Source organism: Dactylosporangium salmoneum, from assembly GCF_039532525.1.
In the GTDB taxonomy this organism is placed as follows: domain Bacteria; phylum Actinomycetota; class Actinomycetes; order Mycobacteriales; family Micromonosporaceae; genus Dactylosporangium; species Dactylosporangium salmoneum.
Window position 1 is genome coordinate 24411 of record NZ_BAAARV010000078.1, and the last position, 25370, is coordinate 49780.

The following is a 25370-nucleotide window of genomic DNA, read 5'->3' on the forward strand; positions in this document are numbered from 1 at the left end:
TTGTCCAAGATGGTTCCCCTGGACTGGAAGGCGCACATGACGTCCTACACAGAGGCACAGAAGGAAGCGATCGTTTGCCTCGACGAGCCCCTGCAGATCATCGCTTGTGCCGGCTCGGGCAAGACGCAGGTCATCTCGCAGCGGATCGCCGCCATCCTAGCCCGACCGGGCGTGGAGCCTCGGAACCTGATCGCCTTCACGTTCACCGAAAAGGCGGCCGCCGAGCTGAAGGAACGCATCCTCTCGATCCTGGAGAAGGACGGCCTCGACACGCTCGGACTGGCAGAGATGTACGTCGGCACGATGCACGGGTACGCGCTAGACCTTCTTCAGCGGCTGGTCCCCGAGACCTTCAAGTTCTCGGTGCTCACTGAGATCACATCTCGGATGTTCGTCGACCGCAACAGCCGCAAGTCGGGCCTGACCGTCTGCCCAACGCTCAGCAGCGGCACGCCGTACCTGCGGAGGTTCCTGCACTCGCGACTCTTCCTGCAAGCCACGGGTGTTCTGCGGGAAGACACCGTGAACTGGGACCTTGTCCCAGCCGGCGTGGTGGCATCCTTCGAGGACTACATGAAACTCCTCTACGCGCATGCCTACTTCGACTTCACTGAGATGATCAACCTGGCAGTCCAGTTCCTCGAGGGTGACATCGACGAGGACGAGAGCTCCGGTGTGGTCCAGCAGCACATTCGGGAAGACATCCGGTACGTCGTGGTTGACGAGTACCAGGACGTGAATCCGCTGCAGGAACGGCTGGTCCGTGGCCTGACTCAGTTCGGCGCCAACCTTTGTGTAGTAGGTGACGACGACCAGACGATCTACCAGTGGCGGGGTAGCGAAGTGTCTAACATCGTCACCTTCAAGGACCGGTACGAAGGCGTCCGCCAGGTCACGCTGGCCGAGAACTTCCGGTCTAGCGAAGGCGTCGTGGAGGTCGGCCGGTCCGTCGCCGAGCGCATCCCCGACGCGAACCGGCTTCCCAAGGCAATGGTCCGTGCCGGGCATCAACGGTGGCAGCGAGGCGACATGATCGCGCGCGAGTTTGCTGATGAGTACGACGAAGCCGCGTGGATCTGCGACCGCATCGAGGCCATGAGAGGTCTCGCCTTCCAGGACGCGGCCGACACAGAGGCACGCGGGCTCTCGTGGTCGGACTTTGCGGTCCTCTATCGGTCGGTGGCGAATGACGCTGGTCCTCTCGTGGAGGAGATGCGGCGGCGCGAGATCCCGTACGTGGTGAAGGGTCTAAACCGGCTCTTCGACAGCCCCGAGATCCAGGCAGTCGTCGGCGTCTTCCGCTACATGGCCGGGCTGATGGATGCGTCGGACCTGCGTGACCTCTGGGCGGACGCGAAGCTTCTGCCATCAACGGCAGACTGGGGCGGCGCGATGGCGGTGCTGGACGAAGGGCGCGACTTCGACCGCGGCAAGCGATGGGGCGTGTACAACATCCAGCGCCTCTACCTTGAGTTCATGGAAGCCCTCGGTCTGCGGGAGGAGACCGTTCCGGGGCAGCCGGTTCGACGTGAACTGGTCTTTTACCAGCTGGGCAAGTTCAGTCAGGCGATCTCCGATTTCGAGCAGATCTACTTCAACACCGCGCCCAAGCAGAAGTATGAGACGTTCGCCGCTTGGCTTGAGCATCAGGCGCCTGGCTACTACGCGGAGTCTGACGCAGACGTGGGCTACGCAATGCCCGATGCGGTCACGCTAACCACGGTTCACCAGGCGAAGGGCATGCAATGGCCGGCGGTCTTCTTGCCTTGTCTTCGTGCGAACCGCTTCCCCGCCAAGCGGCAAGGCGGACTTGGCCTGTTCCACGTAATCCCCGAAACTGCGGTGGGCGACGCTGATCGCTATAAGGGAACGTTAGAGGACGAAACTCGCCTGTTCTACGTAGCGGTCACCCGTGCGCAGAAGTACCTGTTCGTCTCGTTCTCCCCGGGTGGGAACCAGCTGTATCGCCGGCGATCGGCGTTCTTTGACCATTGCGCTGCCCAGCAGTGGTTCTCGACGCGCGAGGGCGGTGTCGCGGCGGGCACGCCCCGCCTTGAACCTCGCGCCCGTCACGAAACCCCGAACGTCACGCTGTCGTTCTCGGAGCTGAAGTACTTGTTCGAGTGTCCGTACCAGTTCAAATTGCGATTCCTGTATGGCTTCAACCCGCCTCTTCACGAGGCGTTGGGCTACGGCAAGGGGCTGCACGACGCGCTTGCCGAGGTGCACAAGCGGGCAATTGCAGGTGACCTGGTCCGACAGGAGGCCGCCGAAGATCTCGTCATCCGCCACTTGCACACTCCCTACGCTTACCCAGAGTTGAAGACGACGCTTCACCGGGCTGCTGTGAAGGCGGTCAAGCGCTACCTCAAGGACCACGAGTCTGATCTCGAGCGGACGGTCCACAGTGAGAAGCAGATCCAAGTCCACGTTAGCCCCGGGATCACCGTCGACGGGCGGATCGACCTCGTTCGCCGGCTCGACACGGACGAGCTAGCGATCGTCGATTTCAAGTCGACTGCTCGAGCCCAAGACGAAGATGTCACGCGCGATCAGCTGCATGTGTACGCAGTGGGCTACGAGGAACTGACGGGTAAGCGAGCTGATCTCATCGAGGTCCTGAACCTTGACGAGGAGGGAAAGACGATCCGGGAGGAAGTGGAGGATCCGCTCCTGGTGAGCGTACGAGCCAGGATCAAAGAGGCAGGAGATTCGCTGCGAGACAACCATCTCCCTCGGTTGCCGACCTGGAGCGAACACTGCGGCAAATGTGACCTCGCTGAGCTGTGCCGTGACGTTCCACCAGACGCCAAGAGAAGCCGTCGAGCCGCAACGGGGCGCTGACAGGCTTTAGCTCAGTCGGCAGACCGACGCGGTACGTGAGATCTTCGGACTGCGGCCGGTCATCGATGACCGCTCGCGGTTGCGCAACCCGTATGGCTGCCTGCAGTCGAGGTGCTCGGCGAAGGTATCTTCGTGCGTCTGAATTCCGAGTCGCTCGAGCAGTGGGAAGCAACTGAGTTCGCGCACGTCGGGCGCAAGTCGTGCGCGACGGCATGCGGCTCCACGCGAACACATTCGGCCTTCCGGCCGACGCTGCGGTGTCGCGCGAATTGCTGCTGCACAGTCTGTCCGATGTGCTGAACGAGCTCAGCCTTGACAATCGGCCATCCCACGGCATCGCTTCGTGAACGGCTGTACTCACGCGAAGAAGAGGGCGGCATTCTCATTTACACCGCCTTCGCTGACAGTGTAGGCAGCCTCGGAGGGCCTTGCCGCCCAGAGCGCCGCAGCGGGGTTCAACGCCGTTGTCCGATTGGCGATCGTACGAGCGCGATGGTGCTTTGCCGACCCTCTGTGCATCGAGGAGACCTCGTCCGGTGCCGGGCGATCCAACCTGGTGGCCTGCCATGCGTGTCTGTTGGTGCCCGAGACGGGCTGTGAACGGTATAACCCAAGTGTTGGACTGGGCAACGCTAGTGAGCTTGCCAAATGGACCGGATACGGGCTTTTTCGTCGCTCAGCTGATATGCAGTCTCCGAGGACCGATCGACTTGGCCAGTTCGCTATCGCCGTCTTGGTACCAGCGCGGCGGCCGCTTCGGCGGCGTTGCGCGCGACCTGCGGCAGAACCGACGTGTACGTGTTCGCAGTGAGCACAATCGTGGAGTGGCGCAGCATCGCCTGGACGGTTTTGATGTCGGCGCCGCCGGCGAGGGCGAGGGTGGCGGCGCCGTGGCGAAGGTCGTGGAGCCGTACCGGTGGTAGGCCCGTTTCGGCGATGGCTTCCTTGAAGCGGCGGGTGACGTAGTCGGGGTGGATCATGCTGCCGTCTTCGCGCGTGAAGACCAGGCCGGTCTCGACCCACGCCGCGCCGGCTCGCTCACGGAGGTCGTCCTGGTCTTCTAGGTGTTCGCGCAGCAGCCGAGCGGTGATGGTGTCCAGGGCGATGGTGGCTTCGCTGCCGTCCGTCTTTGGCGCAGTGAGGTTGAGCTTCCAGGCCTCCACGACGACCTGATGCCTCACGGTCAGAGTGAGGGCCTCGAGGTCGAGATCCGCGCGGTGTAGGCCGCACGCTTCGCCGCGGCGCAGCCCGCGCAGGGCGATCAGGTGGTACATGGCGTACAGCGGGTCGTCGATGATGTGGTCGAGGAACGCGCCGGTCTGCTCGGCGGTCCACACCATGACCGGTGACGGGATGTGGCCGGTGCGCCGCCATTCGGCGACGCGCTGGTCGGTCCAGATGAGCGGCTTCGCTGACCGTACCGGCGGCAGTTCGACGTGGGTGGCGGCGTTGTAGGTGATCATCTGTCGGCGCATGGCGGCGTTGAGTGAGGCGCGTAGGGCGGCCTGGATGCGTCGTTGCGCGGCCGGTCCGGCTGGTTTCATGGTGCGGCGGTCGCCGTCGAAGCGGCCGAGGTTTAGGTCGGGGTCCGCGAGGTACGCCTGGAAGGCTTCGTTGTGGGCGTTGATCGCGTCGAACATTGCGGCAACATGCTTTCCGGTGAGCCGGACCAGCTTGATGTGGCCGAGGTGCGGCTTGAGGTACTTGCGGATGTTGTCGGCGTAGTTGCGGCGGGTCGTTTCGCGCAGGGAACGGCGGCTGGCGAGCCATACGTCGAGCCATTCGCCGACGGTGACGTCGTCGTGTTCGCCGTCGCTGTGCAGCAGCCGGCGGACGGTGGCCTGGTCGGGGAGGGGTTCCCGGCGGCTGATGGCGCCGGCGATGAGGTCGCCGATGCGGGTGGCGTCCTCGGGCTCGTCGGCCAGGGCGAGCAGGGTACGGATGCGGTCGAGCTCGGCGTCGGCGTCGGCTTTGGTGGCGAAGCCGCCGCGGCGTAGTGGGCGGCGTTTGCCGTCGGCGGTTGGTGGGAGTTCGCATTGGTACTGCCAGATGCCGTGCGTCGGGTGCCATGAGCCGCCGGGGCGGCGCAGTTTTGGGCACGCGCGGCCGTACGGGCGGCCGGTGGCGGGGTTGGTGCAGCTGCACCGCTTGTAGGTGGTGCCGTTCAACCATGCCTCCTCACGGGCAGTCGGTGCGGATCACGGGTGGTGTCGATCGACGCTCCGCTTCGCATGGTGGTCAAGTCGCCGGTACCGGTGGGGTCGACGATGGCGAGCAGATGGACGACGGCGACGCGGTAGCGGCGGCCGACCCGCAGGACCGGGACGGGGAAGTCGCCGGCGGCGGCGAGGGCGTAGGCGGTAGAGCGGCCGATGCCGAGGACAGCGGCGGCGGTAGGCAGGTCGGTGACAGCGCCGAGGGCGCGGACGTCGTCGACGGTCCAGATGCGCGGTGCGGTGGTGGACACGGTGGTTCCTCTCGGGCATTGGGCTGGGACTATTACGGGGTGCGTGACCCGGCGCGGCTCGATGACCGCGATAACTGGTCCGGTGGCTTCTACGAGCTGGACATCGAGCTCGGCGAAGCTGGGCCGGAGCGTCTGCAGTCGGCGCTGACCCGACTGTGGGCGGCTGCGCGTGTTGAGGGCTGCTACGCCGACCCGCGGATATACGGGGGCGACGAGATGGCTGCTGTACCGCTGCAGGTGTCCTCACTCGAGGAGCACGGACTGCTCGCCGGGACGGTGGCGTTGCCTTCCTGCCACCGGGTGGTTTGTGCGTGTACGTCGGTCGAATTCGACGACGGACAGCGGTGGCTGACCTTGAACCTGCCGCTCGGCGCTCTTGGCCGCACCGATCGGCGTATCGGTGCGTTCCCGTTCGGCGAGGACGGCGGCCCGGTGTCGTTGCGCTGGCGACATCCGCTCGACGCCTGGCTGGGTACCGTTGCGGATGCTGTTCACGCGGAGGTTGGGATCGCCTGCGCCGTCATCGGGTTCGAGATCGACGTCGGGAAGGATGCTGCCTCGTTCGCGGCTGGACTTCCTGAGCAGCGAAGGGAGGCGATCGCGCTGCCCGGGCCGGACGGCCTGGTGCACACGCCGGCCAACCGGTGAACGGGTCACACGGTGAACTGCGACAGTTCCGCGAGGCGGTAGCGGTACCAGCCGGCTTGGGCCATGGCCCAGACGTCGTCGGCCGGTGATGGTGGACCAGCGCGGTGGCCGGTGGCGACCGGTACGGCTGGCGGCGGGTCGGTCAGGAGCCGCTGCAGGTTGCGCTCCCGCGCTGGGCTGTGCAGCCAGAACAGCACCGGCCAGACCCGGCCGAGGGTGCGGGCGAGGTCGGCGTACCCGTCGAGCTTGTCCACGAGCGTGCGCAGGGGTTCGGTGCCGGTGTCGTACTCGAGGAAGAACGGCACCATGACACCGCCCTCGAGCCACTCGCCGTACCCGTCGGGCCGGATCCGCGGCTGGTACGCGTGCAGCAGGACCGAGTCGTCGGGGCGGACGAACGCGCCGGGGCGTCGGCAGGCCGACTCCGGCCACCAGGCGGCCAGGCGGGTGCCGGTGTGGGTGCGGGCGTGGGCGGCGAGGTCAGTAAAGAACTGGTTGACGCCGAGCCGGTGCGCGAGAAGGTGCCCGGCGGTCCAGCGTCGCATTTCGGTACGGGCGTGCTCGCGCCGTGGCGGGCGTTCGCCGCGCGCGGCGGCGATGGTCTCGGCGCCGAGCTGGGCGACGACGTAGTGGTACGGGTAGGAGCCGCCGTCCGGGCGGTGCGGCCGGAACCGCGTGATCAGGCGGAGCTCGGTCAGGGTGCGCAGCCGGCGCTGGCAGAAGTCCAGCGACGGGAACAGCGCCGCGGCGATCTGGAACGACGTGAGGACGCCGTGGTCGTACAGCCAGCCCAGCAGCGTGCGGTCGCGGTTGGTGAGCCGGAACTGGACGCGCAGGACGGGATCATCCATGACGGCTCCCACCCCACCGGAGACCCCGAAGCAGAGGGTCTGTCGCAGTACATCGGCCGGCCGGTGACAGCGGCTGTGACCTGCGGTGTGAGCTGATCGGTACGGTCGGTACCGGGGTCAGGTTGAAGACTGACCCCGTTGCTGACGGCAAGCGGGACGACCGGGCTGACGGCAAGGCGTGGCCGTCGACGTTGATTTGACGGGTTGCGGCGGTGCCCATTGCAATCTCCATTTCCGATCATGAACGCTCGCCCTGCTGCTCGATGCGGCAGACGGCCATCTATCCGGGTTTGTAAGCGCTGGCGAGCACCTCTTCAGGTCGCAGCCACTCCCCCGCCCCGCCAGGTCGCGCGCCGTGCGCCAGCTGTCAGCGCGCCTTGGTCGGCGGCCGCGATCTTCGAGGCGTTGTCCGGCAGCATCCGGCCGTGTGACATGTCTTGCCGGCAGCCGGCCAACCGATGTCCGCCGATGTCATCGGTAGTCGTGGGACTGTGACATGCCAGCTGTGACAACTGCGATGACAGTGTCATCGGCAGAGTATCCGCGACGTTATGACATGGCCCCCCGCGATGCCTGTGACACCGAATGATCGAATGTCAATGGGCAGGACAGACGGACATTGACATCGATGCCCTTCGCTGTCGCGGCGGCGCGGGAGCCGTACCGCCGGCGCGTGTCACTGCGGTCGCGTTCCCCGGCGCCGTGTCACGCCGGTCGGCAGCGGGGCCGTCGGATGATGGCCGTGACACGGCACAGGTGACATGACGCGCCAACTGCGGTGGCACCGTTGACATCGGCCGCCTGGGTGGCGGCGCCGCGAGCCGGTGTCACGACGTTCGCTGCACCGTCCGTCACCTTCAAAACGGCGTTTGTGAGCTGTGGCGAACACTTGGGCATCTCACAGCAGTCTGACAACGCCTTCGGCCGTCTGTGAGATCTGCCGATCCGGGATCTCACAAACATGCCGGTCGCTGTGAGACACCCGATCGCCGACGTGGTTCCGCGCGCATCGCCGTCTGTGAGCCGGGACGAGCACCCGCCCGTCTCACAGCAGTCTTACAAAAATCCAACAGCGCCGGTGCACGCCTGTGAGACCGTGCGCGGCATCAATGAACGGTCAATGGCGGCCTTGACGGCGGCGACGTTCCTGCGCGGCGATGACAGCGTCGGCGAGCACCGTCACCGGCAGGTCGAGCACCCTCGCCAGCACGGCCGTCATCGGGCCGCCCGGCAGCCGTATCCCGCGCTCGTACCGTGACAGCTCATGCCGGGTAATCGTCGCTCGCCCCGACGCCAGACAGATCCGTTCAGCCAGATCCCGTTGACTCAAGCCGAGCGTCCGCCGGCGGTTGGCAACGAGCGCACCGAGGGTGCTTCCGGCAATGGTCCGGGTGGGGACGGTGTTCATCGACGCTCCCGATGGGACGGTGGAGGTCGATCAACGCTTGCCTTCGCGTGAAGGTCAAGTCGTCAGCCGGTTCGCGTGACCAGGGACGCGATGAGTGTTGCAAGTCGCGCCGCTGGCACCGCGATGTTGGAGCGACGCCGGCTGTGCCGGGCCAGGTCATGCAGGTGTACCGCGGCGTCGCGTCGCGAGCCCAGTAAGGGCGTCTCGTTCAGGCGCCAGCCACCGATCTCGTCTGGAGGGTAGCTGTCGATGATCTCCAGAAGTCGATAGATGTCCTCGACATCCCGGGCCTGGTGGCGCGAGCCGTACGCGAGCGCCTTGATGACGACCGCGAGTTCCACCGTAGGCACTCGTACGGTGAACTTCAGCGTTGCGCCGCCCAGCATCCGCGCTGCCGCGTCAATCGTGATCGGGTCGGTGGCCAAGGCGGGGGCGAGCCCAGGGGCTGCGTCGAACGCGCGTCCTCCGTGCTCCTGGGGTTGGAAGCGTCCGTCGAGGGACGGTATGAGCAGGTCGACGGCGAGTTCGGGAACGGGTCCGCCAGCGACGGCAAGGTCGGGTACCGGTCGTGTGTAGCTGTTGCCGCTGGTGGCGGTGTACCCGTAGTCAAGGAGGCGCTGATGGATGACACCGGAGCCGGCGAGTTCGGTGGTGATGGCTGCGTCGGCGTCACGGGTGCGGCGTACATCGATCCCCGGGACGGGAAAGGCGGTCAGGAGCAGCGAAGCCATCTGCCCGCCGACGATGCGCACATTCTGGTCGGCGGTGATCGCACTGATCTCCGCGAGGGATCGTATTGAGAGTTCGTCGGCATACGCGGTGGCGACGAGTTCGACGTGACGCCTCATCTCCACAGCCGCTCCCGCAGTGCCCGCGCTCGCAGTTGGTCGACCGCTGAGTCAACATCCCCGCCCGATGACCGGCTCAGATCCCACGCCGCGATCAGCGGGTCGGTGTACCGACGCGGGTTCCCATCCCGTGAGGCTGGCAACTCGCGGGACATGGCCAGCACGGTCGGATCCCTGGGTGTGTGCAACTCGACCGTTGCATCCGCCGGCCGTACGACCGCGAAGCCGTGCTCCTCCAGAGGAGGGTGGCTGGCGACGTAGGCGACGACGCGGCTCGGGCGTCGCCACGGGGCGTAGAGGTCGGCGGCGAGGTCGCCGGACACGGCCGGCGGGGCGTCGCCCCGGTCGCGGGCAACATCTTCGATGCATTCGAGCTGGGTCGCGAGGTCACCGGTCGCCGCCCAGTAGGTGGTCAACCCGCGCGGTCCCGGATAGTCCGCCATGAAGCGGTCCCAGCACCCCGCCCGGTCTACGACCTGCCAGCCGGCCGGCGTACGCGCCACCAACTCGTCCGGCAGCGGCAGCTGCTTGCCGACCGCAACGTGCGACACGCCAAGCTGACGCGCGATCGCCGACTGCGACAACGGCTCGGCCGGACTCAGCGCGAACAACCGGAGCATGGCGAGCCGGGTCCAACTCGTGCGACCTGGATGCGTGGGGCCGGCTGGCCGTTGCTCGCCGGCCCGGTACGTCTCGCCCCGGAAGCAGACGACCGCCTCATCCACTGCCGAGTAGGCGATCCGGTGATCCCGTTCGGCGGCGCTTTTCAAGGCACGCCCCGCCCGCGGGACCACGAAGAGCAGTCCGTCAACGTGCGGCCGGAGCCCCGTCGCGGCACGATCGATCTCGTGCGGGCTCGGCGAATGGCGCAGCAGCATGACTTGGCGGCGCGACCACCGGCCGTCGCCGGTGCCGATCTCGATCTCGGTGCTACTCGTGACCCGTCGGTCCAGGCCAGCATCGAGTAGCAACTCGACGCCGTCGACGGTCTCCACGCTGCTAATGTAACCTACCTAGAAAATCCCTAGGTAGGTTACAATCGACGTGAGACAGTCGACCCGTCGACCTCGCGCCCCCTGCGCCGATTGAGCACCGTCGGCCTTCCGGGACCGGTAAGGGGCCTGTGGTGCTTTCAGCGTTTTATGAAGCCTTTTTCCGCGCGGCCGATCCGCGCTTACCCAGCACCGTTGTCCTCCGGGCAGTGCGGGCACTCAATCGCCCGGAAGCACTCGTGACCTTCCGCAGCTTGCGAACCGGGGACGAGGCGGCGCCTGCGTTGGCGGCCGTCTCGGATGAGGTCAAGAGCGGGAACCTGCGGCGTCCCTGCACGGCGACGATCTCCAGCCCTCCACCAGGCAGCAACGCACTGACATAGCGCTCCAGTAGCTCGAGCGTGATGTTCGAGGACCGTTCAATAGCGGCCACGCGTGGCTGGGAAACGCCGATACGCTCGGCAACCTCAGCCTGGCTCAAACCCGCCCGTTCGCGCAGTGCCGTCAGGCCGGCGGCCAGCCGCAGCTCCTCTTCGACCTCGGCGACTCGTTCTGCCGCACCCTCGACGGCCAGAACCCGCTGCTCCCAATCCTTCAGGCTCATCGCCGCCCCCTTCTCCGCGCCCCTGAGTTCCCGCGTAGTTTTGCCGACTGGCTTCTCCGCGCTTCAAGTGTTGCCTGATGCTCGCTGAACCGCTGGTCGGCGATAGGAATATTCGTCTCGTACCAGCCGGACCAGTTGCCGCTCTTGTCGCCGCCGACGAGCAGGATGGCTTGCCGCTGCAGGTCGAAGGCAAAGAGCAGGCGGATCTCAGTGCGGCCGGTCGAGCCGGGTCGCAGCTCCTTCATATTGGCGTGCCGGCTGCCCTCGACCGTGTCGACCAGCGGTCGACCCAGCGCCGGGCCTTGGTCCCGGAGGATCCTGATCGCCGCCAGTAGTGCTTCGGCGTCCAGCCGGTCCAGGCTATCGGCCCACTTCTCGCAGTCGGCGTGAAACTCCACCGCCCATCCGCCAGGCGCCATGTCATAACAATAGCGTTATCATCAACGCGTCCACAAGCCGCTATCACCATGCGCCACCACGGCAGAACTAGAGCCCTGTAACCCACCTAAAGATTTTCTAGGTGAGTTACAACAGCATGGCAACTCGCGATGCGCTCGGCGCACGCGACGGCCAGCGCAAGGCGTTCCGTGGGCGGATACACCAGCTGCGTCCGGAATATGTCCGCTGCCTCGCAGTTCGACAGTTACTCGGCTGCTCGGGCGCACTTCAAGGGCGGATGAGCTGGCCGACACCCACCCGCCAGGATCACCAGAAGTTTTGGGAGATCGAAGGGTGGGAGACCGCTCGCGGCCGGACCGGCACCGACCATCTGACGGCTGCTCGACGTCGTCTGGCACGAGTACGACACGGCTCGCCAGCCGTTGCTGGAGTGGCTCGACGACCTCGTGTTCACCGAGGCCGACGCAGTGTCCTTCTATGCTTTCGCGGTGACCGCTGCGCTCGCTCACGACGTCGACAACTGCACGATCATGGTTCGCGCGGGGTTGGTGGCCGCCTGGGTGGGGGCCGGGCGACCGGTGACCGCGAAAGGCGTGCTGCGGCCCGGCGACATCCCGCCTGCGGCGGCGGCGATGGGCGTTGCAGCGCCGCCGCGTGCTCGTACCGCAGCCGACGTCGAGGTGCTGCATCGTCCTTGGGTGGCGGCTCAGGCGATCGGGCTCATCGCGGTCGATGCAGGCCGGGCGACGGCCGCTGCCGGCCCGGCAGGCGATCGGCTGGAAGCATGGTGGGTTGCGCTGATCGCGGTCCTGCGGTCGGAGTCCCATGATCGTCGCGGCGAGGGCGCCGTCATGCTGTGCCGGACGCTGCTGACGGTCCTGGACAACGAGCCCGCACCGGCCGCTGAAGAGCTCGAAGACGCTGTTCACGAGCGGCTGCACGAATTGGACGGCTGGCAACTCGGCGCGGTGTTCGAGGCGTTTCGGCGGGGTGTGACGCCGGTCGAGGCGGGGTTGGAAGTGCTTGCCGAGTTCGGCGCGGTCGACGCCACGGCGCGGCTGACGTCCCTGGGGCGATGGGCGAGCCGACGCTTCGCAGCAATCAGCCCGCAATCGGTCTCCCCGGACCTCCCAGCCGCAGAGCTGTTGACCAGGCTGGCATCGCTGCCGGATCAGGACGTCTGGCAGCAGGTGCGACGCTGGCTCGCCGGCCGCGATCTCGGCCAAGCCGTGTCCGAGGTCCTGGCCGCCGCGGTGGAGGCGAAGCCGGCCGCCCGGGTCGCCGGGATCGACCTGGTCGGCGGCCTCGGTGAGGCGATGCGGCCGGTTTGGCAGGCGGCACTGGACCAGCCCATGCTGGCGCCGCACGCCCGCGCGGTTCTGGCAGCCTGGGACGAGACAGAGCCCGACGAGGCAGATCATTGCTGGTTGGCCGTCGAGTACGCACTCGCCTCTGAGGACATCGAAGAGGCGTACCACCTGGTGGAGGACTTCGGCGGGATGGCGATTGTCACCGCCAGCGATCACCCCGGTGCGCCGGGACTCCGCGACACACTTACCGCCGCCGAGCGCCCGCCACGACGGGTGTACCAGCTGAAGATTGCCCTGTCGCGCGTCAAGCCACCGGTGTGGCGAAGGCTGCGCGTACCTGCCACGATCACGCTCGACCTGCTGCACCAAGCGATCCAGGTGGCCTTCGACTGGGACGACGACCACCTGCACATCTTCGAGACAGACCGGAATCGGTACGCCGACCCCGAGTTCGTGCTTGACGACTGCGACGACGAGTCCGCCGTACGGCTGGCAAAAGCCATGCCCAACGAAGGCACCACGATGACGTACGTCTACGACCTGGGCGACTGGTGGGAGCACCGAATCACCGTCGAGCGGATCGACGAAATGGATGATCTGGACGTCATCGATATCGTGTGCACCGAAGGTCGCGGCGACGCCCCGATCGAGGACTGGAATCCCGAAGACGGCCCCGGCGCGGCTCCGTTCGACGTCGAAGCGGTCAACCGCAGGCTGGCGGCGCTACTCGGCGCATCGAACATGGACGGGCTTCAGGCACAGGCCGGTCGTCCGTAGCCGGCAACTGTCCACAGTAGATTTTGTTGTGTTCCGTTCGTTCCGCCGTTCCTGGCCCTCGCCCCGACCCGGGCCACATCGCCCACGGCGGTCACGGCCGACGGCGCCATCGTCGGCGTAGTGCACCTCCCGGGCGGCGCGAGCCAGGGTTACGTCTGGCTGCCCAACGGCGAACACCGGCAGTTCCGTCGCCCGTGGTCGCAGGTCGTCAGGCCGCGGGCTACTGGCCGACCAGCATCCACGGCACCGTCATCGGCGGCGCGCCCACCGGTGTGCCCACCGCTCAGCCGGGTGCCGACGGTCGTCTTCATCAGCGACGACGCCCGTACGCTCGCCGGCCGGGCCGCCGACGCGAACGGCCTGACGAAAGCCGCCGTCTGGCGCTGCCAGTAAGCCGCCCGAACACCAGGCAGATCCGATTGGCTAGATCCCGCTGGCTCAGCCCGGGCTTCCGCCGACGGTCGGCAACGAGCACACCGAAATCGCTTCCGGCAGCGGTACTGAAAGTGGCGGTGTTCATCGACGCTCGCAACGGGACGGTAGAGGTCGATTAACGCTTGCCTTCGTATGAAGGCCAAGTCGTCAGCCGGATCGCGTGACCAGGGACGCGATGAGCGTTGCGAGTCGTGCCGCCGGCACCTCGAGCTTGGAGCGGCGCCGGCTGTGCCGGGCCAAGTCGTGAAGGTGTACCGCGGCATCGCGGTGCGAGCCCAGTACGGGCGTCTCGTTCCGGCGCCAGCTACCGATCTGGCGGATGCCGATGCGTCTGGCCCGTTCGACGGTCCATACGATGAAGGGCCGCTCTTCGAAGTCTGAAAAACGGCCCTTGACCTGCACTTTCAGTTGTAGCGGAGACAGGATTTGAACCTGCGACCTCTGGGTTATGAGCCCAGCGAGCTACCGAGCTGCTCCACCCCGCGTCGGTTCGTACACCGTATCTCACCATCCCCGGCCGCCACAGAACGACCCCCGACCGGGCGGTCCGGGCCGCGCGCCGTGTCACGTCTGTGTCGCCGTACCCCTGTTCGCCGGCGTGCCGGCCAGAGCCGCGCTCATACTCGGCCCGCACCCCCCGCTGCTACTCGTCTCCAGCGCTTCCAGCGCCCCGATAGCCGCACTGCTTACGACCGCGGTCGAGAAGGTGGGGCAGCAGTTGGCACCGGGTGAGCCGGCTCCGCTGCACGCTATCGATGTACGCCCGCTTCCCCGCACCGACCCGAGTGGCCTAACCGGGCGATCATCCCTGCCTGAATGCTGTTCGTCGCGGTCGGGAACCCCTCAGCCGGCGGCGCGGTCTCGGCGCCTCTGCTGCCGGGGCTGTTCGCCTTCTGCGGCCTATCTGCCGACCGGCGCCATCGTGCACACACCATGTACTTCCGTGACGCACGGCACCTCGAACCTATCGTGGCCATGAGTGTCCGGCTGGTCACCTGCCTCGCCGCCTTGCTGATCTCCGCACGGGCCTTGCGCTGGAGTCCGAGCGGTGAACGCGACGAACCCACCGGCGAGCCGAATACGGTCCGCTGACCGGCGCCGACCGCAGCCGGCCGACGACCCGGGCGAAGGGGGCCCTGCTCGGCCTCGACCCGCGATACCAGGGACCGGCATGGCCCGGCGCGTACGGCTGCGCTAGAACGGTGCCGGGCCGCGGCCTGCCAACGACATCAGGATCTGCGTGGCGAGGAGACGCCGCGTGCCGGTCACTGCCACGTCACCGAACTCTTCGTACGGCAGCTCGATCTGCACGCCGTCGCCCGAGGCCCGGACGGCGGCGGTGGTTTCGTCGGGCCGGAATGTGCCACCCCAGCCGGCGGGACGACCGGGTTGGTTCGTTTTGAGCGAGGCTGTGCCTGGCACCCGTGTGCCGTCGGCGAGGATGAGCCTGGCTGGCCCCGAGTAGGTGCTCATAATGCCCGATTCTAGCTGTCGGGGGTGCCACCCCTTCGGCCAGTTGTTGATCAAGAGCCAGCTGTCCGTGCTCGTACTGGCCGTCGTCTTGATGTTCATGATCTATTGGCTGGCTCGTTCCGGGGCCCGCGTTTCCGGCGGCTGGCAGCGGCGACGAGCGTCTTTACAGCTCGGCCAGAACGTCCGGGCACTCATCGTCGCCGCCGACCGCGGATGGCCGGGCCGTCTGACCGCGGAGTTCCTCGAGTCCGCGACATTCCTCTACGGCGTGGCCCGGTTGTCCGGTTGAGGGACCGCGTCGGCGAGTGGTGGGTCTTGATCGGCACGCCTGCGAGTATGGACGCGGCCGCCACGTGAACATCATGGTGGCAATGACACCCACCATGGCGACTATCCATAGTGGATTCGGCTGCGTTCCATACGTGCTCTGCTGTTCCTGGACCCCGCCTTGCCGTCCTGGACGTGTTCGCCGAGGTGGGACGAAAATCCGGACAAGCTACCACTAAACAGCATTGACAATGCTCGCAAAAACGGACATAACTCGCCTTGAAATCGGAAGGTTCGAGTCCAATCTCCGCAGTTTCGGTAGCTGGTGAGCCGTCTGGCCGGTGTTCGTGCTCTTTGGTGCTCGCGCCACCGTTGCCCCGCGTGCTCAGCCACCTGCGCGGCATGGCTGCGCCGACTTGCATGCCGGTCAGCGACGTCGAGCCGGGCCGACACCCTCGGTGCCGGAACTGCGGCTGAGAACCTTCCGATGCTGAATCCGAAGTCGACACCCTGTGGCCGTCGGTGTCGCTTGGTGGGTGCCATCCGGTTGAGTAATCGCCCGTTGACCAACCCCACGCCCGATGATCGCAAGTCATGATTCGGCAGGTGGGTAGAGGTGGAACGTCGACGCGCGGGTTTAGCCCGAGCTATAGTTGTGACGTGTCGCCGGAACCCGCGAGCCGATGGACGTCAAGACCACCGCCGACGTTCGGCAGTGGCTGCGCACGTTGCGGCAGACAGACACGAACACCTACCTCCGTCAACGTGGCTCTCGACATGTTGGCAGAGCGAGGCCCGGCGCTTGGGCGTCCGCTGGTCGATACCCTGCAAGGGTCGGCCATCGGCAACCTGAAGGAACTGCGGCCGAGGTCCGGGCGAAGTTGCGATCCGGATCCTGTTCGTCTTCGACCCGTGGTCGCAAGCGGTGCTGCTGGTCGCCGGCAACAAGGCCGGGGACTGGTCAGGGTGGTACAAGACGGCGATTCCAGTGGCGGAAGTCGCGTACGAAGCCTGGTTGGCATTCGAGCGGAAGCGGAGGGAGGACTCATGACCGAGTTCCACGACTGGCGGGACATTCGCGCCGAGCTGGACGACGGCGACACCGACGCACTTGCCGAGGAGCGCGCGCGCACCGAAGCGTGGGTCAGCGCCTTCCACCTCGCCGAGGAACGAAAGCGGCTGGGGCTGACGCAGCGCCAGGTTGCCGACCTCATGGGTGTGACGCCGGGCAGGGTGAGTCAGATCGAGAACGGTGACCTAGATGTCAATGAGGTTGCCACCTTGAGCCGATACGCACAGGCGCTCGGTGCGCGGATGCGGATCATTTTCGACTACGGCAACGACCTCCGCCAGATCGCCTGATCCGCGAGTACGAACGCGATGGCCGCATTCTCAACCGCTCGTTCGTGGTGTTCGGTGCAGCCGGCTGCTTCACGGTGACCGCCATTCGCTGACGAAGGAGCCATCAGGGGCCGGCAGGACAACATGAAGGTTTGCGGCCCGCCGACGGGCGCGAGTGCGGTCGGCGAGATCGTCTGCCGGCCCCGCTGGCATCGACGACACCCCTAATTAGACACCCCTACCGGTCGCCGTCCAACCGTGCGGTGACGAGGAGTTCACCTGGTGCTACAGATGACGCGTCGGGTTATGTCTCGAGGCGATTCAGCTGATCTATTACATGCACCAGATGATGTGATGTGCCCCAAGCTCGCCAATTTGTCGGGTTTCCTGGTCTACTTCCGTCACGTGCGCGTCGCGCGATCTCCTCGTCGCCCCACGAGAAGGTGGCACCGTTGGATGGCCAATGATCAGACGAGATCAGGGCATCGCACAGTTCATGCATGGCGGCGTTGGCGTCCCTGTCGGGCCAGCGATAGATCCACCACGAATCGTCGGCGGTGTAGCGGAGGTTTGGTCCAGGTCTCCAGCCCTTGCCGGTCATCCTCGGATGAGCGATAGCGTAGTCGCCGTAGTGGATAGCTTCCTCTTGTACGCGTTGCCAGAGTGCTATGTCCCATCGCCGGATGGGGCTAGCGGTCCGTGGGGGCAGGTGTGACATGCTGTCCGGCATTGCGCCCGCCGCGACCGCGATCGACCGCCAAGGCCTTCTTTGAGCCCAGGCCAGGCACTTTCGGGCGATAGGCTCGGCGCGCGTGAGATCTCGTTCGGATCGCATCTCGAACATGTCGATCACGAGGTCGCACTGTTCCGGTGTAAGGCCCGCATCTTTGCGGATCTTGTTGAGCATCCGCTCGGCGTCCTCGTCGTCGGGATCGACCACTTCGCTACCGAGCCGGAGGACTGCGCGGCCGCAGTGTAGTTCCGCGGCGTCTCCGACGTCTGTCATCCGATCGCGGCTGTCCTGGAGGTGGACGACCGGAAGCATCGGGACTTTCAACGCGTCCAGATCGGCTGCGATGCTCTGCAACGGACGGCGGACGTTGGAGGGTGGATCTGCGAGGTAGCGAACGTCAACGGCAATCAGGAGGTTGCAGGGCAGGCGGTCTCGGACTTTGACGGTGAAATCCCATGTGTCTTTCGCGGGCCCTTTGCCTGTCGGCTGGACCTCCATGATCGGCAACAGGTGAGGGATCAGATCGTCCGTGAGATTGCTGATCGCCGTAAACTCGCCCTCACGGCCCTTGAGGACCGGCATGTACATAGCCAACTGACTCACTCCCGGCGTCCGGCAGTAAGCACTTACGACAATCAATATTGGACCATCTGTAGTCGCTTGGCAACAGTGAGTCTCGAATGCCCGGGTGTCCTGTTGCGGGCGCTGGCTAATGCGCAGGCGGCGCTGGCCGCCCAACGCAAGCAGAGGCCGTACCGCTGCGGCCGGACGTCAGCGACGAGGAGGGAGCGGCGATGAGCCTGAAGGATTGGGAAGCCCGGCTTCTGTCGGTCGAGGGCGCCGCGGAACGCGTGGTCGAAGTCGAGGAGGAACTGCGGCTGGTGGCACTGCGAGAGCGAGCAGGACTGACCCGGGCCCAGCTCGACGCACGCATCATGGTGTCCCAGCCCTGCGTCGCCCCCGTGGCCGACGACCTCGAGAACATGAGTAGTGGCCTCACGCGTGAGTCCATCGCCCAGGAGAATTTGCCGCCGCGGCAGCGGCGGAAGCGCGATGCGCGCGGCAAAGTCGAGGCCACGCCAGCATCCACGCCGCCCGCTGACTACATGCCCTACGGTGAGCGGAAGCCCATCGTCGTCGCAGACAGCCTCTCCCAACTGAACGGCCCTATCAACGGCACGGTCGCCCTGCCGAACCATCTCGACTGGTCCGGCCACCGGGTCTACGACCTTGATGACCCCAAACGGCTCGTCACCATGTACAAGACCGTCCTGCAAGAGGCGCAGACCGTCGCCGACCTCGCTACGTGGCTCAATGCTGACAGGCTCGCCACCGAATGGGCCAGCATGTATCTTCCGCCGAAGATCCGCAGGCTCTGGGAAGCACGGTTCCCTCAGCTCGGCGATGCCAGCGCTGGGCAGCGATAGCCGGTGCATCCATTCCACGAACCGCTTGCAATGTTGCCCGGCCAAGCGACTGTCCATAATGGATACGGCTGCGTTCCAACCGTGCTCCGCCGTTCCTGGACCCTGCCCCGCCGTCATGGACGCACCCGACGGCATGGGACGAAAATCCGGACAAGCTAGCACTAAAGAGCACTGGCAATGCTCGCGAAAACGAACATAACTCGCCTTGGAAGCAGACGACCGCCTCATCCACCGCCGAGTAGGCGATGCGGTGATCCCGTTCAGCGGCGCTTTTCAAGGCACGCCCCGCCCGCGGTACCACGAAGAGCAGCCCGTCCACGCGCGGCCGGAGCGCCGTCACGGCCCGATCGATCGCGCGCGGGCTCGGCGAATGGCGCAGCAGCATGACCTGGCGGCGTGACCACCGACCGTCGCCGGTGCTGATCTCAACCTCGGCGCTACCCGTGACCCGTCGATCCAGGCCGGCGTCGAGCAGCAACTCGACGCCGTCGACGGTCTCCACAGGTTGAATGTAACCTACCTAGGAAATTTCTAGGTAGGTTACAGGCGAAGCTGTCGTACGGGGGACCGGCCGTGGAACCGCGCTAGCGCTGGGTGTTCTGTTCCGGACGTTACTGCATTCAGAGGGTCAGTTCTCTGGTCTGCGGGGTCACGTGCGCGAGGGCGGATCGCAGTGTCCCGGTACGCGGATCGTCGGTGGACTCCATGACCTCGAGCGCCTGCTGCCAGTGCTGGTGGCCCTCGGCTGTCTGGCCGTGCATGCACAGGGCGTTGCCGAGGTTGATCAGTGTGCCCGCCTCCATGTAGCGGTTGTCCAGCGCGCGATGGCGGCGCAGTGCCTCGCTGAGGTGGGAGAGGGCGGCGGGTTGGTGTCCGGCGGCGCTGTGGATCTCGCCGAGGTTGTTGAGGGCCATCGCGTAGCTGTGGTTGTTGCCAATCGCCAGGAAGACCGCAGCGGCTTCTTCGCATCGGGAGATCGCGCGGGCGAAGTCGTGCTGCAGGAACGCGACCCGGGCGAGGTTACTGAGCAGGTTGCCTTCCGAGTAGCGATCACCGGCTTCGCGGTTGAGTTTCAGGGCCGCCAGGTGGGCCTCGGTGGCGCTGTCGAAGTCTCCCATCTCGCCGTAGGAGTAGCCGAGATTGCTCAACGCGCCGATCTCGTTGGACGTGATACCGGCGGCCCGGCTGATCTCGATGGCCTCGCGCAGACAGTCCACGGAGTCCACGAGGCGCCCTTGTTGCATGAGTACGTTGCCGAGCCCGTTGAGGACCCGGCACTGACCCTCGAGATCGCCGGTCGCGCGGGCCGCGGCGAGCCCCGTCGCGCAGGTCTGGGCCCAGTCCGACCACCGACCGCGCAGGAGGAAGTAGTTGCCCAGCACGACGGGCAGTTGCCAGGCGACGTCCGCGGCCCCGACGCCGCTGGCGCACACGACGGCCGCCACCAGATTGGCGTGTTCGAGGTCCAGCCATGCGACGGCGGTGACCCGATCGGCGAACCGCAGTGCTGACTGGCCGAGCTCGATCGAGGCGAGGTCCAGATGCAGGGATGACCTGCGCAGGTAGAGCATGGCCGCCTCGGCGCAGTGCAGGTACCAGCCGGCCAACCGGCGGATCGCCGCGGTCTGTCCGTCGACGGGCTGTTCGGCCGCATACACGCGAACCAGGTCGTGGAAGGTGTACCGGTCCGGGCTCGGGCTGTCGAGAAGGTGCACTGCGGTCAGGTCACGCAGGATGACGTCGGTCTCGGCGACGGTCCGGTGGAGCAGCGCGGCCGCGGCCTCGACGCTGAGATCTGGGCCGGTCCATCTGCCGAGCAGCGCGAACGCGCGTGCCTGCTCGGCGGTCAGCCGCTGGTAGCCGACGGCCAAGGTCGTGCGGACCGCCCGGTCCTCGACACCGAGTTCGTCGAGCAGCTGAGACCGGTCGGCCAGCCGATCGGCCAGCGTACGGATGTTCCAGCCGGGCTCGGCAACCAACCGGGCCGCGGCCATCCGGATCGCCAACGGCAGCCCACCGCATGCCCGCACAACCTGCCAGCTGGATTCGGGCTCGGCGGCGACCGCGTGCGTGCCGACGATCCGCTCGAACATGGTCAGGCCGTCGGCGGGGCTCATTACGTCCAAGTCGATGCGTGCGACGCCGTCGAGCCCGGCCAGCCGGTGACGGCTGGTGACCACCACCGAACACGAGGTTGTGCCGGGCAGCAGCGGGCGTACCTGGGCGGCGTCGGCGGCGTCGTCAAGCACGATGAGGATCCGCCGGTCGGCCACCAGGGTGCGAAACCTCGCCGCAGTGGCGTCCTCACTGTCGGTGGCAGCGGCGGGATCGCCGCCTAGGGCGCGGACGAACTGATCGAGGATGTCGACGGGCCGGGCGGGGGTGGTCATGCCACGCAGGCTCGCGTAGAGCTGCCCGTCGGGGAAACGTGAGCGCAGACTGTGGCCGACGTGGATGGCCAGGCTCGTCTTGCCGATACCGCCGGCTCCGACCACGGCGGACAGTACGACGACGCTGGTCCGGTGCAGCTGCGCCTCGCAGAGGTTGCGCAGCTGGTGGACCTGCTGTTCCCGCCCAGTGAAGTCGGCGATGTCCGCGGGCAGCTGCCTCGGTATGACGTCAGGCACACCAACCTCCGGTGCCGCCGGGACATGCTCCACGGTGGGCTCCGGCATCGACCGGCGCGCCAGATCGGGGTCGTCGGCCAGGATCCGCCGATGCAGCCGCTCGAGCTCCAGTCCCGGGTCGATGCCCAGTTCGTCGGTGAGCTTGGCACGGGCAATCCGGTAGACCTCCAGCGCCTCGCTACGGCGGCCGACGGCATGCAGCGCGGTCATCAGCAGCCAGTGCAACCGCTCACGGAACGGATAGAGCAGCACGAGCGTTTGCAGCTCGCCGACGGACTCGCTGAAGCTGCCCACGCGCAGCCGGGCCTCATGTAACCCCTCGACGATTCGCAGGCGCAACTCGGGTAGGTGGCCCAGCTGGTCGTGCAACACCGGAGCGGGTACATCGGCAAGCGGCTCGCCCCGCCAGAGCGCGAGGCCGCCCTCGAAATGCGCGGCCGCCTGCGCCCACTCGCCCGCTCGTAAGGCCTTGTCGCCCAGGCGCTCGGCCATCTCGAATTGGACCGTGTCCACCTCGGAAGGATCGACGTCCAGCATGTATCCGCCCGCGGTGTGCCGCAGCGACTCGCGCAACGCACCGCCCAGCCGCTCGCGAAGCCGGGCCACGGTCATGTGCAGCGCGCCGGACGAGCGGCGCAGTCCGCCGTCGCCCCAGATGATCGTCTGCAGTTCGCTGACGCCGACCGGCCGTCCCGCCCGCAACAGCAGCGCCGCCAGCAGGACCCGTTGCCGAGCACCAGGAATGTCGATCCGACCCTCATCGGCCGTGATCCACAACGGGCCGAGCAGACCGAACCGTACGCCCGCGCTCATGTTCCCCCAACACCAGTGCGACTCGGCACCTCAACCACCGGAGGTGAGCCCGGCGTGAGCGGAACGTTAGCAGCTGTCACGAAGCTCAGAGAGCCAATACCAACTGCCGTCCCAAGGAGAGGAAACAGGGTGCGGAAACTCATCGGCCCCCTCATCGCCACGTGTACTGCGGCGCTCGCAGTCGCCGTCGGCGCTACTCCGGCTCAGGCCTATCAGGTGCCCGGCTCGACGTGGACCTGGCATCGCGGCGACAACGTGGTCAGCGGGATCTATTACTTCGCGCTGAACTTCGAGGACACCAACGACCTGAGCTCGGGGTGCGATCACTTCTACATCAGCGGTGACAGCAACGTCTACCGGTACGCCGGATCCGTGAACCCTGCCGCGCTGGAGCTCAGGGACACCTGGACCTTCGGCGTCTCCGTCGGCTCGGTGAGCGTGAACGCACCGGCGGGCGCCGGCTCGGGCTTCACCACCGGCAGCAACAGCGTCAGCTGGGACACCACGGTCAACGGGTACACCTCGTCGCAGCACTACTACCGTGGCGGCAACAACTTTGCCGTCGGCACGTCCAGCTGGTTCTATCGGATCAGCCACCAGTCGGACGGGTTCTACAACATCGGCGGCAACTGGTACCACCTCGGCAAGGAACGGCACGAGACGCTGTGCTGACGCATCGTCTGACGAGCGCGGGGGCGGCCCTGGCCGCCCTCGCGCTCGGCCTGAGTGCCTGTGCCGGGCCCGCACCCGGGCCCGCCGCCTCTGGCTGGAGTCGGCAGACCGAGCAGCGCCTGCTCGACCTGCTGCACGTCACCTCGCCGCAGTCCTATCTCGACAGTCCGAACCCGGCCGGTGACCTCAACGGCCTGGCCAATGCGATCCTGGTGCTGCGGGCCGCTCATGTGCCGACGACCGTCGCCTCCTTCGACCGATACCGGCACGGCGCCCTCTACGGCGACTACGACCCACTGGGCCAGACCGCCCTCGCCGCCCGTGCCACATCCGCCGTGGACAACGCCGCAGTCGCCGACGCCGTGGCACAGCTAGGCCGGCCCGGCGCGGGCTTCGCCGACCCAGCCCACCGCCAGTCCGAAGTGGACCTCGGCGCCACCCTGCGCGCCCTCGACCTGCTCGATCTCGTGGTCCCGCACCTCGCCCCCGATGCCGCCGCCCACGTCGAACAGGTACGCGCCACCACCCGTATCCCCGACGTCTGCCACCGCCTGATCGGCGCGAGCGAGCCTGACGCACGTCTACTCGTGCGCCTCGCCGCGCACCAGGGCGACCAATGTCCGCACGAGACGCTGGCCCAGGTCGCGGCGCACCTGGACGCCAGCGGCGATCTGCTCGTGGCAGAGCGGCTTCGCGCCGCCCGCGCCCTCACCGACCTCGGCGCAATAGAGCAGCAGCAACGCGACGCGATCGGCTCCGCCGCTGCTGCCGCATTCGAGCAGCGCTTCAGCACCGCGAGCGGTAGCGCGACAACTGCGGGCATAGAGCAGGCCCGCGACCTTCTCGACGCGATCACCGACCTGGACGCGACCGTCCAGGTGCCGCAGGACCTAACCGCCTCGGCACAACGGCTGGTCCGATGGGGCGGCGCGATCCTCGACGTCGATCCGCAGGGCCTGGCGGTCGAGACGGCACACGCTCTGTTCGCGCTGCGGGTACTCGCGCGGTCGACAAGGGACAGTGACCAATACGGCAAGCTGCTCAGCGAGGTCAGGGCACGGCTCGACGCCACCAAGCTGACCCCGGACGACGCCCTGGTCTGGCACGCCGCCCTGCCCACCACACCGATCGCGGCGGCCGCACCACCCGCCCTGGAACGGACCGATCTGGTGCTGGCGCTGCTCGACGCAGCAAAACACGATCCCAAGTTCTGCCCAGAACAGGCCCCCGCGACATGGCAGCAGGACCTCAACGCGCTCGCCACGGGTAAGGACCCGGCCAGCCGCTCGTCACGACTGCTCCGCGCCGCCGCGACCCGGCAGCTGATACGCGTCTGCACCGGCCACGACCCGGATGGGACACAGGCCCTGGGAGTGGCACTGCAGGATGCCCTGGCGCACATCGGCTCCGGCGCTGGGCACAGCGAGCTGCTCCGGCTTGCCGAGGCGGCCTGCCTGGCCGATACGCCGACCCCGCCGTTACGCTCGGCCGTGAACAGGGTAGTTGCGCAGAACCGCCTCACGACCGGCGGAGCGGCCGACGATCCCGCCGCGTCCATTCTGGACTCGGAAGCCACGTATGACGTGGTGCGGTTGAGTCAAATCGCTGAATCTGGCTGTTCACCAGGATGGTGGACCGGCCTTGACAGCGTGTCCCTTTAGCAGGCTGCCGGTACCAACAACGCCGACCCGGCCGTCGCCGAACGGTTCCTTGCCGCGACCTCGCTGCCGACACCGGCAGCACCGGCCGGCGGCGAAGCCGGCGAGGTGCGGGACGCCGCTGGACTGTGCCCGGTTGATCCAGGAGTCCAGGTGCTGGCCTTGGCGTTGGCGTAACATGCCGGCGAAGTCGCTGACCAGCTGGTCCAGGGTGCGCAGGCTTCACATCGCTGCAGGATGTGCGCCAGGTCAGCGTGTTCACGGGCGCGTGTTCGGCGGTGGGCCGGATGATCCAGACCGTCCCCGCACGCATCGACGTTCCATGTCACACTCCCCGGGTGACGCTGCCCCCTCAGCCGAACTACCCGGCGCACCCCCCGTACCCGGGCGCTGTCCCTCCGATGTACGGCCCCCGGGCCCGCCGCCGAAGAGCAATGCTGGCCTCATCGTCGGCGTCATCGGTGGCGTGCTCGTGTTGGTTGTCGGCGTCTGCGTGGCCGGCGTGTTGACCTTTGCCGCCTTCCGGGACAAGGCGAAGTCGCAGGCGGAAGACCGGGGCGCCCGTTTCGGCAGCGACGCGCGATCACTATCCGGTCGACACCTACACCGCGCCCGTCAAAGCGCCTACGACGCAGGCACCGCCGCCGGCGCGGGTCGGGAAGTGCATCGGCGTCGACGGGGCCGGAACGGTCCGCGCTCGGCGCCGCTATCTGGGTGGAGGACCCGATGTGGCTGATCGTCCGGTGACATTCCGGAATCATCCGCCACCACCATGA

Annotated in this window: 23 protein-coding genes and 1 tRNA gene; 11 read left to right on the forward strand and 13 right to left on the reverse strand. The window is 66.9% G+C overall.

Features of this window, described 5'->3' with window-relative positions; genetic code table 11:
* Positions 1-9 precede the first annotated feature (9 nt).
* Together ABD352_RS39515 and ABD352_RS39520 are read left to right on the forward strand one after the other, a co-directional pair.
* The gene (locus ABD352_RS39515) at positions 10-2844 is read left to right on the forward strand and encodes an ATP-dependent helicase (RefSeq protein ID WP_344617703.1); all 2835 of its coding nucleotides are present in this window, start codon (positions 10-12) and stop codon (positions 2842-2844) included.
* Between the two features lie 200 nt (positions 2845-3044).
* Positions 3045-3191: a hypothetical protein gene (locus ABD352_RS39520; protein ID WP_344617704.1), complete on the forward strand. Its 147-nt coding sequence runs from the start codon at positions 3045-3047 to the stop codon at positions 3189-3191.
* Between the two features lie 375 nt (positions 3192-3566).
* Here ABD352_RS39520 and ABD352_RS39525 read toward each other — a convergent pair whose 3' ends face one another.
* Together ABD352_RS39525 and ABD352_RS39530 are read right to left on the reverse strand one after the other, a co-directional pair.
* Complete coding sequence (locus tag ABD352_RS39525) at positions 3567-5012, reverse strand: tyrosine-type recombinase/integrase (RefSeq protein WP_344617705.1); 1446 nt, start codon at positions 5010-5012, stop codon at positions 3567-3569.
* Positions 5009-5311: a helix-turn-helix transcriptional regulator gene (locus ABD352_RS39530; protein ID WP_344617706.1), complete on the reverse strand. Its 303-nt coding sequence runs from the start codon at positions 5309-5311 to the stop codon at positions 5009-5011. The genes ABD352_RS39525 and ABD352_RS39530 overlap by 4 nt, the downstream gene beginning before the upstream one ends.
* A 39-nt stretch (positions 5312-5350) precedes the next feature.
* On the opposite strand from ABD352_RS39530, the gene ABD352_RS39535 reads away from it, so the two are divergent.
* Positions 5351-5959 carry a hypothetical protein gene (locus tag ABD352_RS39535; protein WP_344617707.1) on the forward strand — a complete coding sequence of 203 codons (609 nt, stop codon included), beginning with the start codon at positions 5351-5353 and terminating at the stop codon, positions 5957-5959.
* A gap of 5 nt (positions 5960-5964) precedes the next feature.
* Here ABD352_RS39535 and ABD352_RS39540 read toward each other — a convergent pair whose 3' ends face one another.
* The 6 genes from ABD352_RS39540 to ABD352_RS39565 form a co-directional block, all read right to left on the reverse strand.
* Entirely contained in the window at positions 5965-6810 is an 846-nt protein-coding gene (locus tag ABD352_RS39540; protein WP_344617708.1) for a replication-relaxation family protein, read from the reverse strand.
* Between the two features lie 1117 nt (positions 6811-7927).
* Positions 7928-8218 (reverse strand): helix-turn-helix domain-containing protein, encoded by a 291-nt coding sequence (locus tag ABD352_RS39545; RefSeq protein ID WP_344617709.1) that lies wholly within the window; start codon positions 8216-8218, stop codon positions 7928-7930.
* A 62-nt stretch (positions 8219-8280) separates the two neighbouring features.
* Positions 8281-9072 (reverse strand): hypothetical protein, encoded by a 792-nt coding sequence (locus tag ABD352_RS39550; protein WP_344617710.1) that lies wholly within the window; start codon positions 9070-9072, stop codon positions 8281-8283.
* Positions 9063-10061, reverse strand: a complete 999-nt coding sequence (locus tag ABD352_RS39555; protein WP_344617711.1) for a hypothetical protein — start codon at positions 10059-10061, stop codon at positions 9063-9065. The genes ABD352_RS39550 and ABD352_RS39555 overlap by 10 nt, the downstream gene beginning before the upstream one ends.
* A gap of 145 nt (positions 10062-10206) precedes the next feature.
* Entirely contained in the window at positions 10207-10662 is a 456-nt protein-coding gene (locus ABD352_RS39560) for a helix-turn-helix domain-containing protein (RefSeq protein ID WP_344617712.1), read from the reverse strand.
* A complete protein-coding gene (locus ABD352_RS39565; protein WP_344617713.1) occupies positions 10659-11081 on the reverse strand; it encodes a type II toxin-antitoxin system RelE/ParE family toxin in 423 nt (140 codons plus the stop codon). Before ABD352_RS39565 ends, ABD352_RS39560 begins: the two co-directional genes overlap by 4 nt.
* Positions 11082-11483: 402 nt before the next feature.
* Between ABD352_RS39565 and ABD352_RS39570 the strand changes: the two genes are divergently transcribed.
* Positions 11484-13148: a plasmid pRiA4b ORF-3 family protein gene (locus ABD352_RS39570; protein ID WP_344617714.1), complete on the forward strand. Its 1665-nt coding sequence runs from the start codon at positions 11484-11486 to the stop codon at positions 13146-13148.
* 582 nt (positions 13149-13730) lie between these two features.
* Here ABD352_RS39570 and ABD352_RS39575 read toward each other — a convergent pair.
* Together ABD352_RS39575 and ABD352_RS39580 are read right to left on the reverse strand one after the other, a co-directional pair.
* Positions 13731-13985 (reverse strand): hypothetical protein, encoded by a 255-nt coding sequence (locus ABD352_RS39575; RefSeq protein WP_344617715.1) that lies wholly within the window; start codon positions 13983-13985, stop codon positions 13731-13733.
* A gap of 9 nt (positions 13986-13994) precedes the next feature.
* Positions 13995-14068 (reverse strand) — tRNA-Met (locus ABD352_RS39580).
* 331 nt (positions 14069-14399) lie between these two features.
* Between ABD352_RS39580 and ABD352_RS39585 the strand changes: the two genes are divergently transcribed.
* Positions 14400-14675 (forward strand): hypothetical protein, encoded by a 276-nt coding sequence (locus tag ABD352_RS39585; RefSeq protein ID WP_344617716.1) that lies wholly within the window; start codon positions 14400-14402, stop codon positions 14673-14675.
* Positions 14676-14777: 102 nt separating this feature from the next.
* Here ABD352_RS39585 and ABD352_RS39590 read toward each other — a convergent pair whose 3' ends face one another.
* The gene (locus ABD352_RS39590) at positions 14778-15056 is read right to left on the reverse strand and encodes a hypothetical protein (protein ID WP_344617717.1); all 279 of its coding nucleotides are present in this window, start codon (positions 15054-15056) and stop codon (positions 14778-14780) included.
* Positions 15057-15099: 43 nt separating this feature from the next.
* On the opposite strand from ABD352_RS39590, the gene ABD352_RS39595 reads away from it, so the two are divergent.
* The 3 genes from ABD352_RS39595 to ABD352_RS39605 all read left to right on the forward strand — a co-directional run bounded on the left by ABD352_RS39595 (position 15100) and on the right by ABD352_RS39605 (position 16685).
* Positions 15100-15345, forward strand: a complete 246-nt coding sequence (locus tag ABD352_RS39595) for a hypothetical protein (RefSeq protein ID WP_344617718.1) — start codon at positions 15100-15102, stop codon at positions 15343-15345.
* Positions 15346-16248: 903 nt separating this feature from the next.
* Positions 16249-16374, forward strand: a complete 126-nt coding sequence (locus ABD352_RS57855; protein ID WP_425553846.1) for a hypothetical protein — start codon at positions 16249-16251, stop codon at positions 16372-16374.
* Positions 16371-16685, forward strand: a complete 315-nt coding sequence (locus tag ABD352_RS39605; RefSeq protein WP_344617719.1) for a helix-turn-helix domain-containing protein — start codon at positions 16371-16373, stop codon at positions 16683-16685. The genes ABD352_RS57855 and ABD352_RS39605 overlap by 4 nt, the downstream gene beginning before the upstream one ends.
* Before the next feature lie 283 nt (positions 16686-16968).
* On the opposite strand, the gene ABD352_RS39610 is transcribed toward ABD352_RS39605, so the two are convergent.
* Positions 16969-17979, reverse strand: a complete 1011-nt coding sequence (locus ABD352_RS39610; RefSeq protein WP_344617720.1) for a beta family protein — start codon at positions 17977-17979, stop codon at positions 16969-16971.
* Positions 17980-18191: 212 nt separating this feature from the next.
* Between ABD352_RS39610 and ABD352_RS39615 the strand changes: the two genes are divergently transcribed.
* Positions 18192-18824, forward strand: coding sequence for a hypothetical protein (locus ABD352_RS39615; RefSeq protein WP_344617721.1), 633 nt, complete (start codon positions 18192-18194; stop codon positions 18822-18824).
* A gap of 620 nt (positions 18825-19444) precedes the next feature.
* Here ABD352_RS39615 and ABD352_RS39620 read toward each other — a convergent pair.
* Positions 19445-22264, reverse strand: coding sequence for an AfsR/SARP family transcriptional regulator (locus tag ABD352_RS39620; protein ID WP_344617722.1), 2820 nt, complete (start codon positions 22262-22264; stop codon positions 19445-19447).
* A 129-nt stretch (positions 22265-22393) separates the two neighbouring features.
* Between ABD352_RS39620 and ABD352_RS39625 the strand changes: the two genes are divergently transcribed.
* Positions 22394-22936 carry a hypothetical protein gene (locus tag ABD352_RS39625; RefSeq protein WP_344617723.1) on the forward strand — a complete coding sequence of 181 codons (543 nt, stop codon included), beginning with the start codon at positions 22394-22396 and terminating at the stop codon, positions 22934-22936.
* Positions 22930-24597: a hypothetical protein gene (locus ABD352_RS39630; protein WP_344617724.1), complete on the forward strand. Its 1668-nt coding sequence runs from the start codon at positions 22930-22932 to the stop codon at positions 24595-24597. The genes ABD352_RS39625 and ABD352_RS39630 overlap by 7 nt, the downstream gene beginning before the upstream one ends.
* The last annotated feature ends 773 nt before the right edge of the window (positions 24598-25370 follow it).

Bases quoted from the DNA above. Each gene is read 5' to 3' on its own strand.
- ABD352_RS39560 (WP_344617712.1), bottom strand. From the start codon at position 10,662: ATGAGCCTGAAGGATTGGGAGCAGCGGGTTCTGGCCGTCGAGGGTGCG.
- ABD352_RS39540 (WP_344617708.1), bottom strand. From the start codon at position 6,810: ATGGATGATCCCGTCCTGCGCGTCCAGTTCCGGCTCACCAACCGCGAC.
- ABD352_RS39515 (WP_344617703.1), top strand. From the start codon at position 10: ATGGTTCCCCTGGACTGGAAGGCGCACATGACGTCCTACACAGAGGCA.
- ABD352_RS39585 (WP_344617716.1), top strand. From the start codon at position 14,400: ATGCTGTTCGTCGCGGTCGGGAACCCCTCAGCCGGCGGCGCGGTCTCG.
- ABD352_RS39545 (WP_344617709.1), bottom strand. From the start codon at position 8,218: ATGAACACCGTCCCCACCCGGACCATTGCCGGAAGCACCCTCGGTGCG.
- ABD352_RS39605 (WP_344617719.1), top strand. From the start codon at position 16,371: ATGACCGAGTTCCACGACTGGCGGGACATTCGCGCCGAGCTGGACGAC.
- ABD352_RS39615 (WP_344617721.1), top strand. From the start codon at position 18,192: ATGAGCCTGAAGGATTGGGAAGCCCGGCTTCTGTCGGTCGAGGGCGCC.
- ABD352_RS39565 (WP_344617713.1), bottom strand. From the start codon at position 11,081: ATGGCGCCTGGCGGATGGGCGGTGGAGTTTCACGCCGACTGCGAGAAG.
- ABD352_RS39610 (WP_344617720.1), bottom strand. From the start codon at position 17,979: ATGCCGGTCCTCAAGGGCCGTGAGGGCGAGTTTACGGCGATCAGCAAT.
- ABD352_RS39590 (WP_344617717.1), bottom strand. From the start codon at position 15,056: ATGAGCACCTACTCGGGGCCAGCCAGGCTCATCCTCGCCGACGGCACA.
- ABD352_RS39620 (WP_344617722.1), bottom strand. From the start codon at position 22,264: ATGAGCGCGGGCGTACGGTTCGGTCTGCTCGGCCCGTTGTGGATCACG.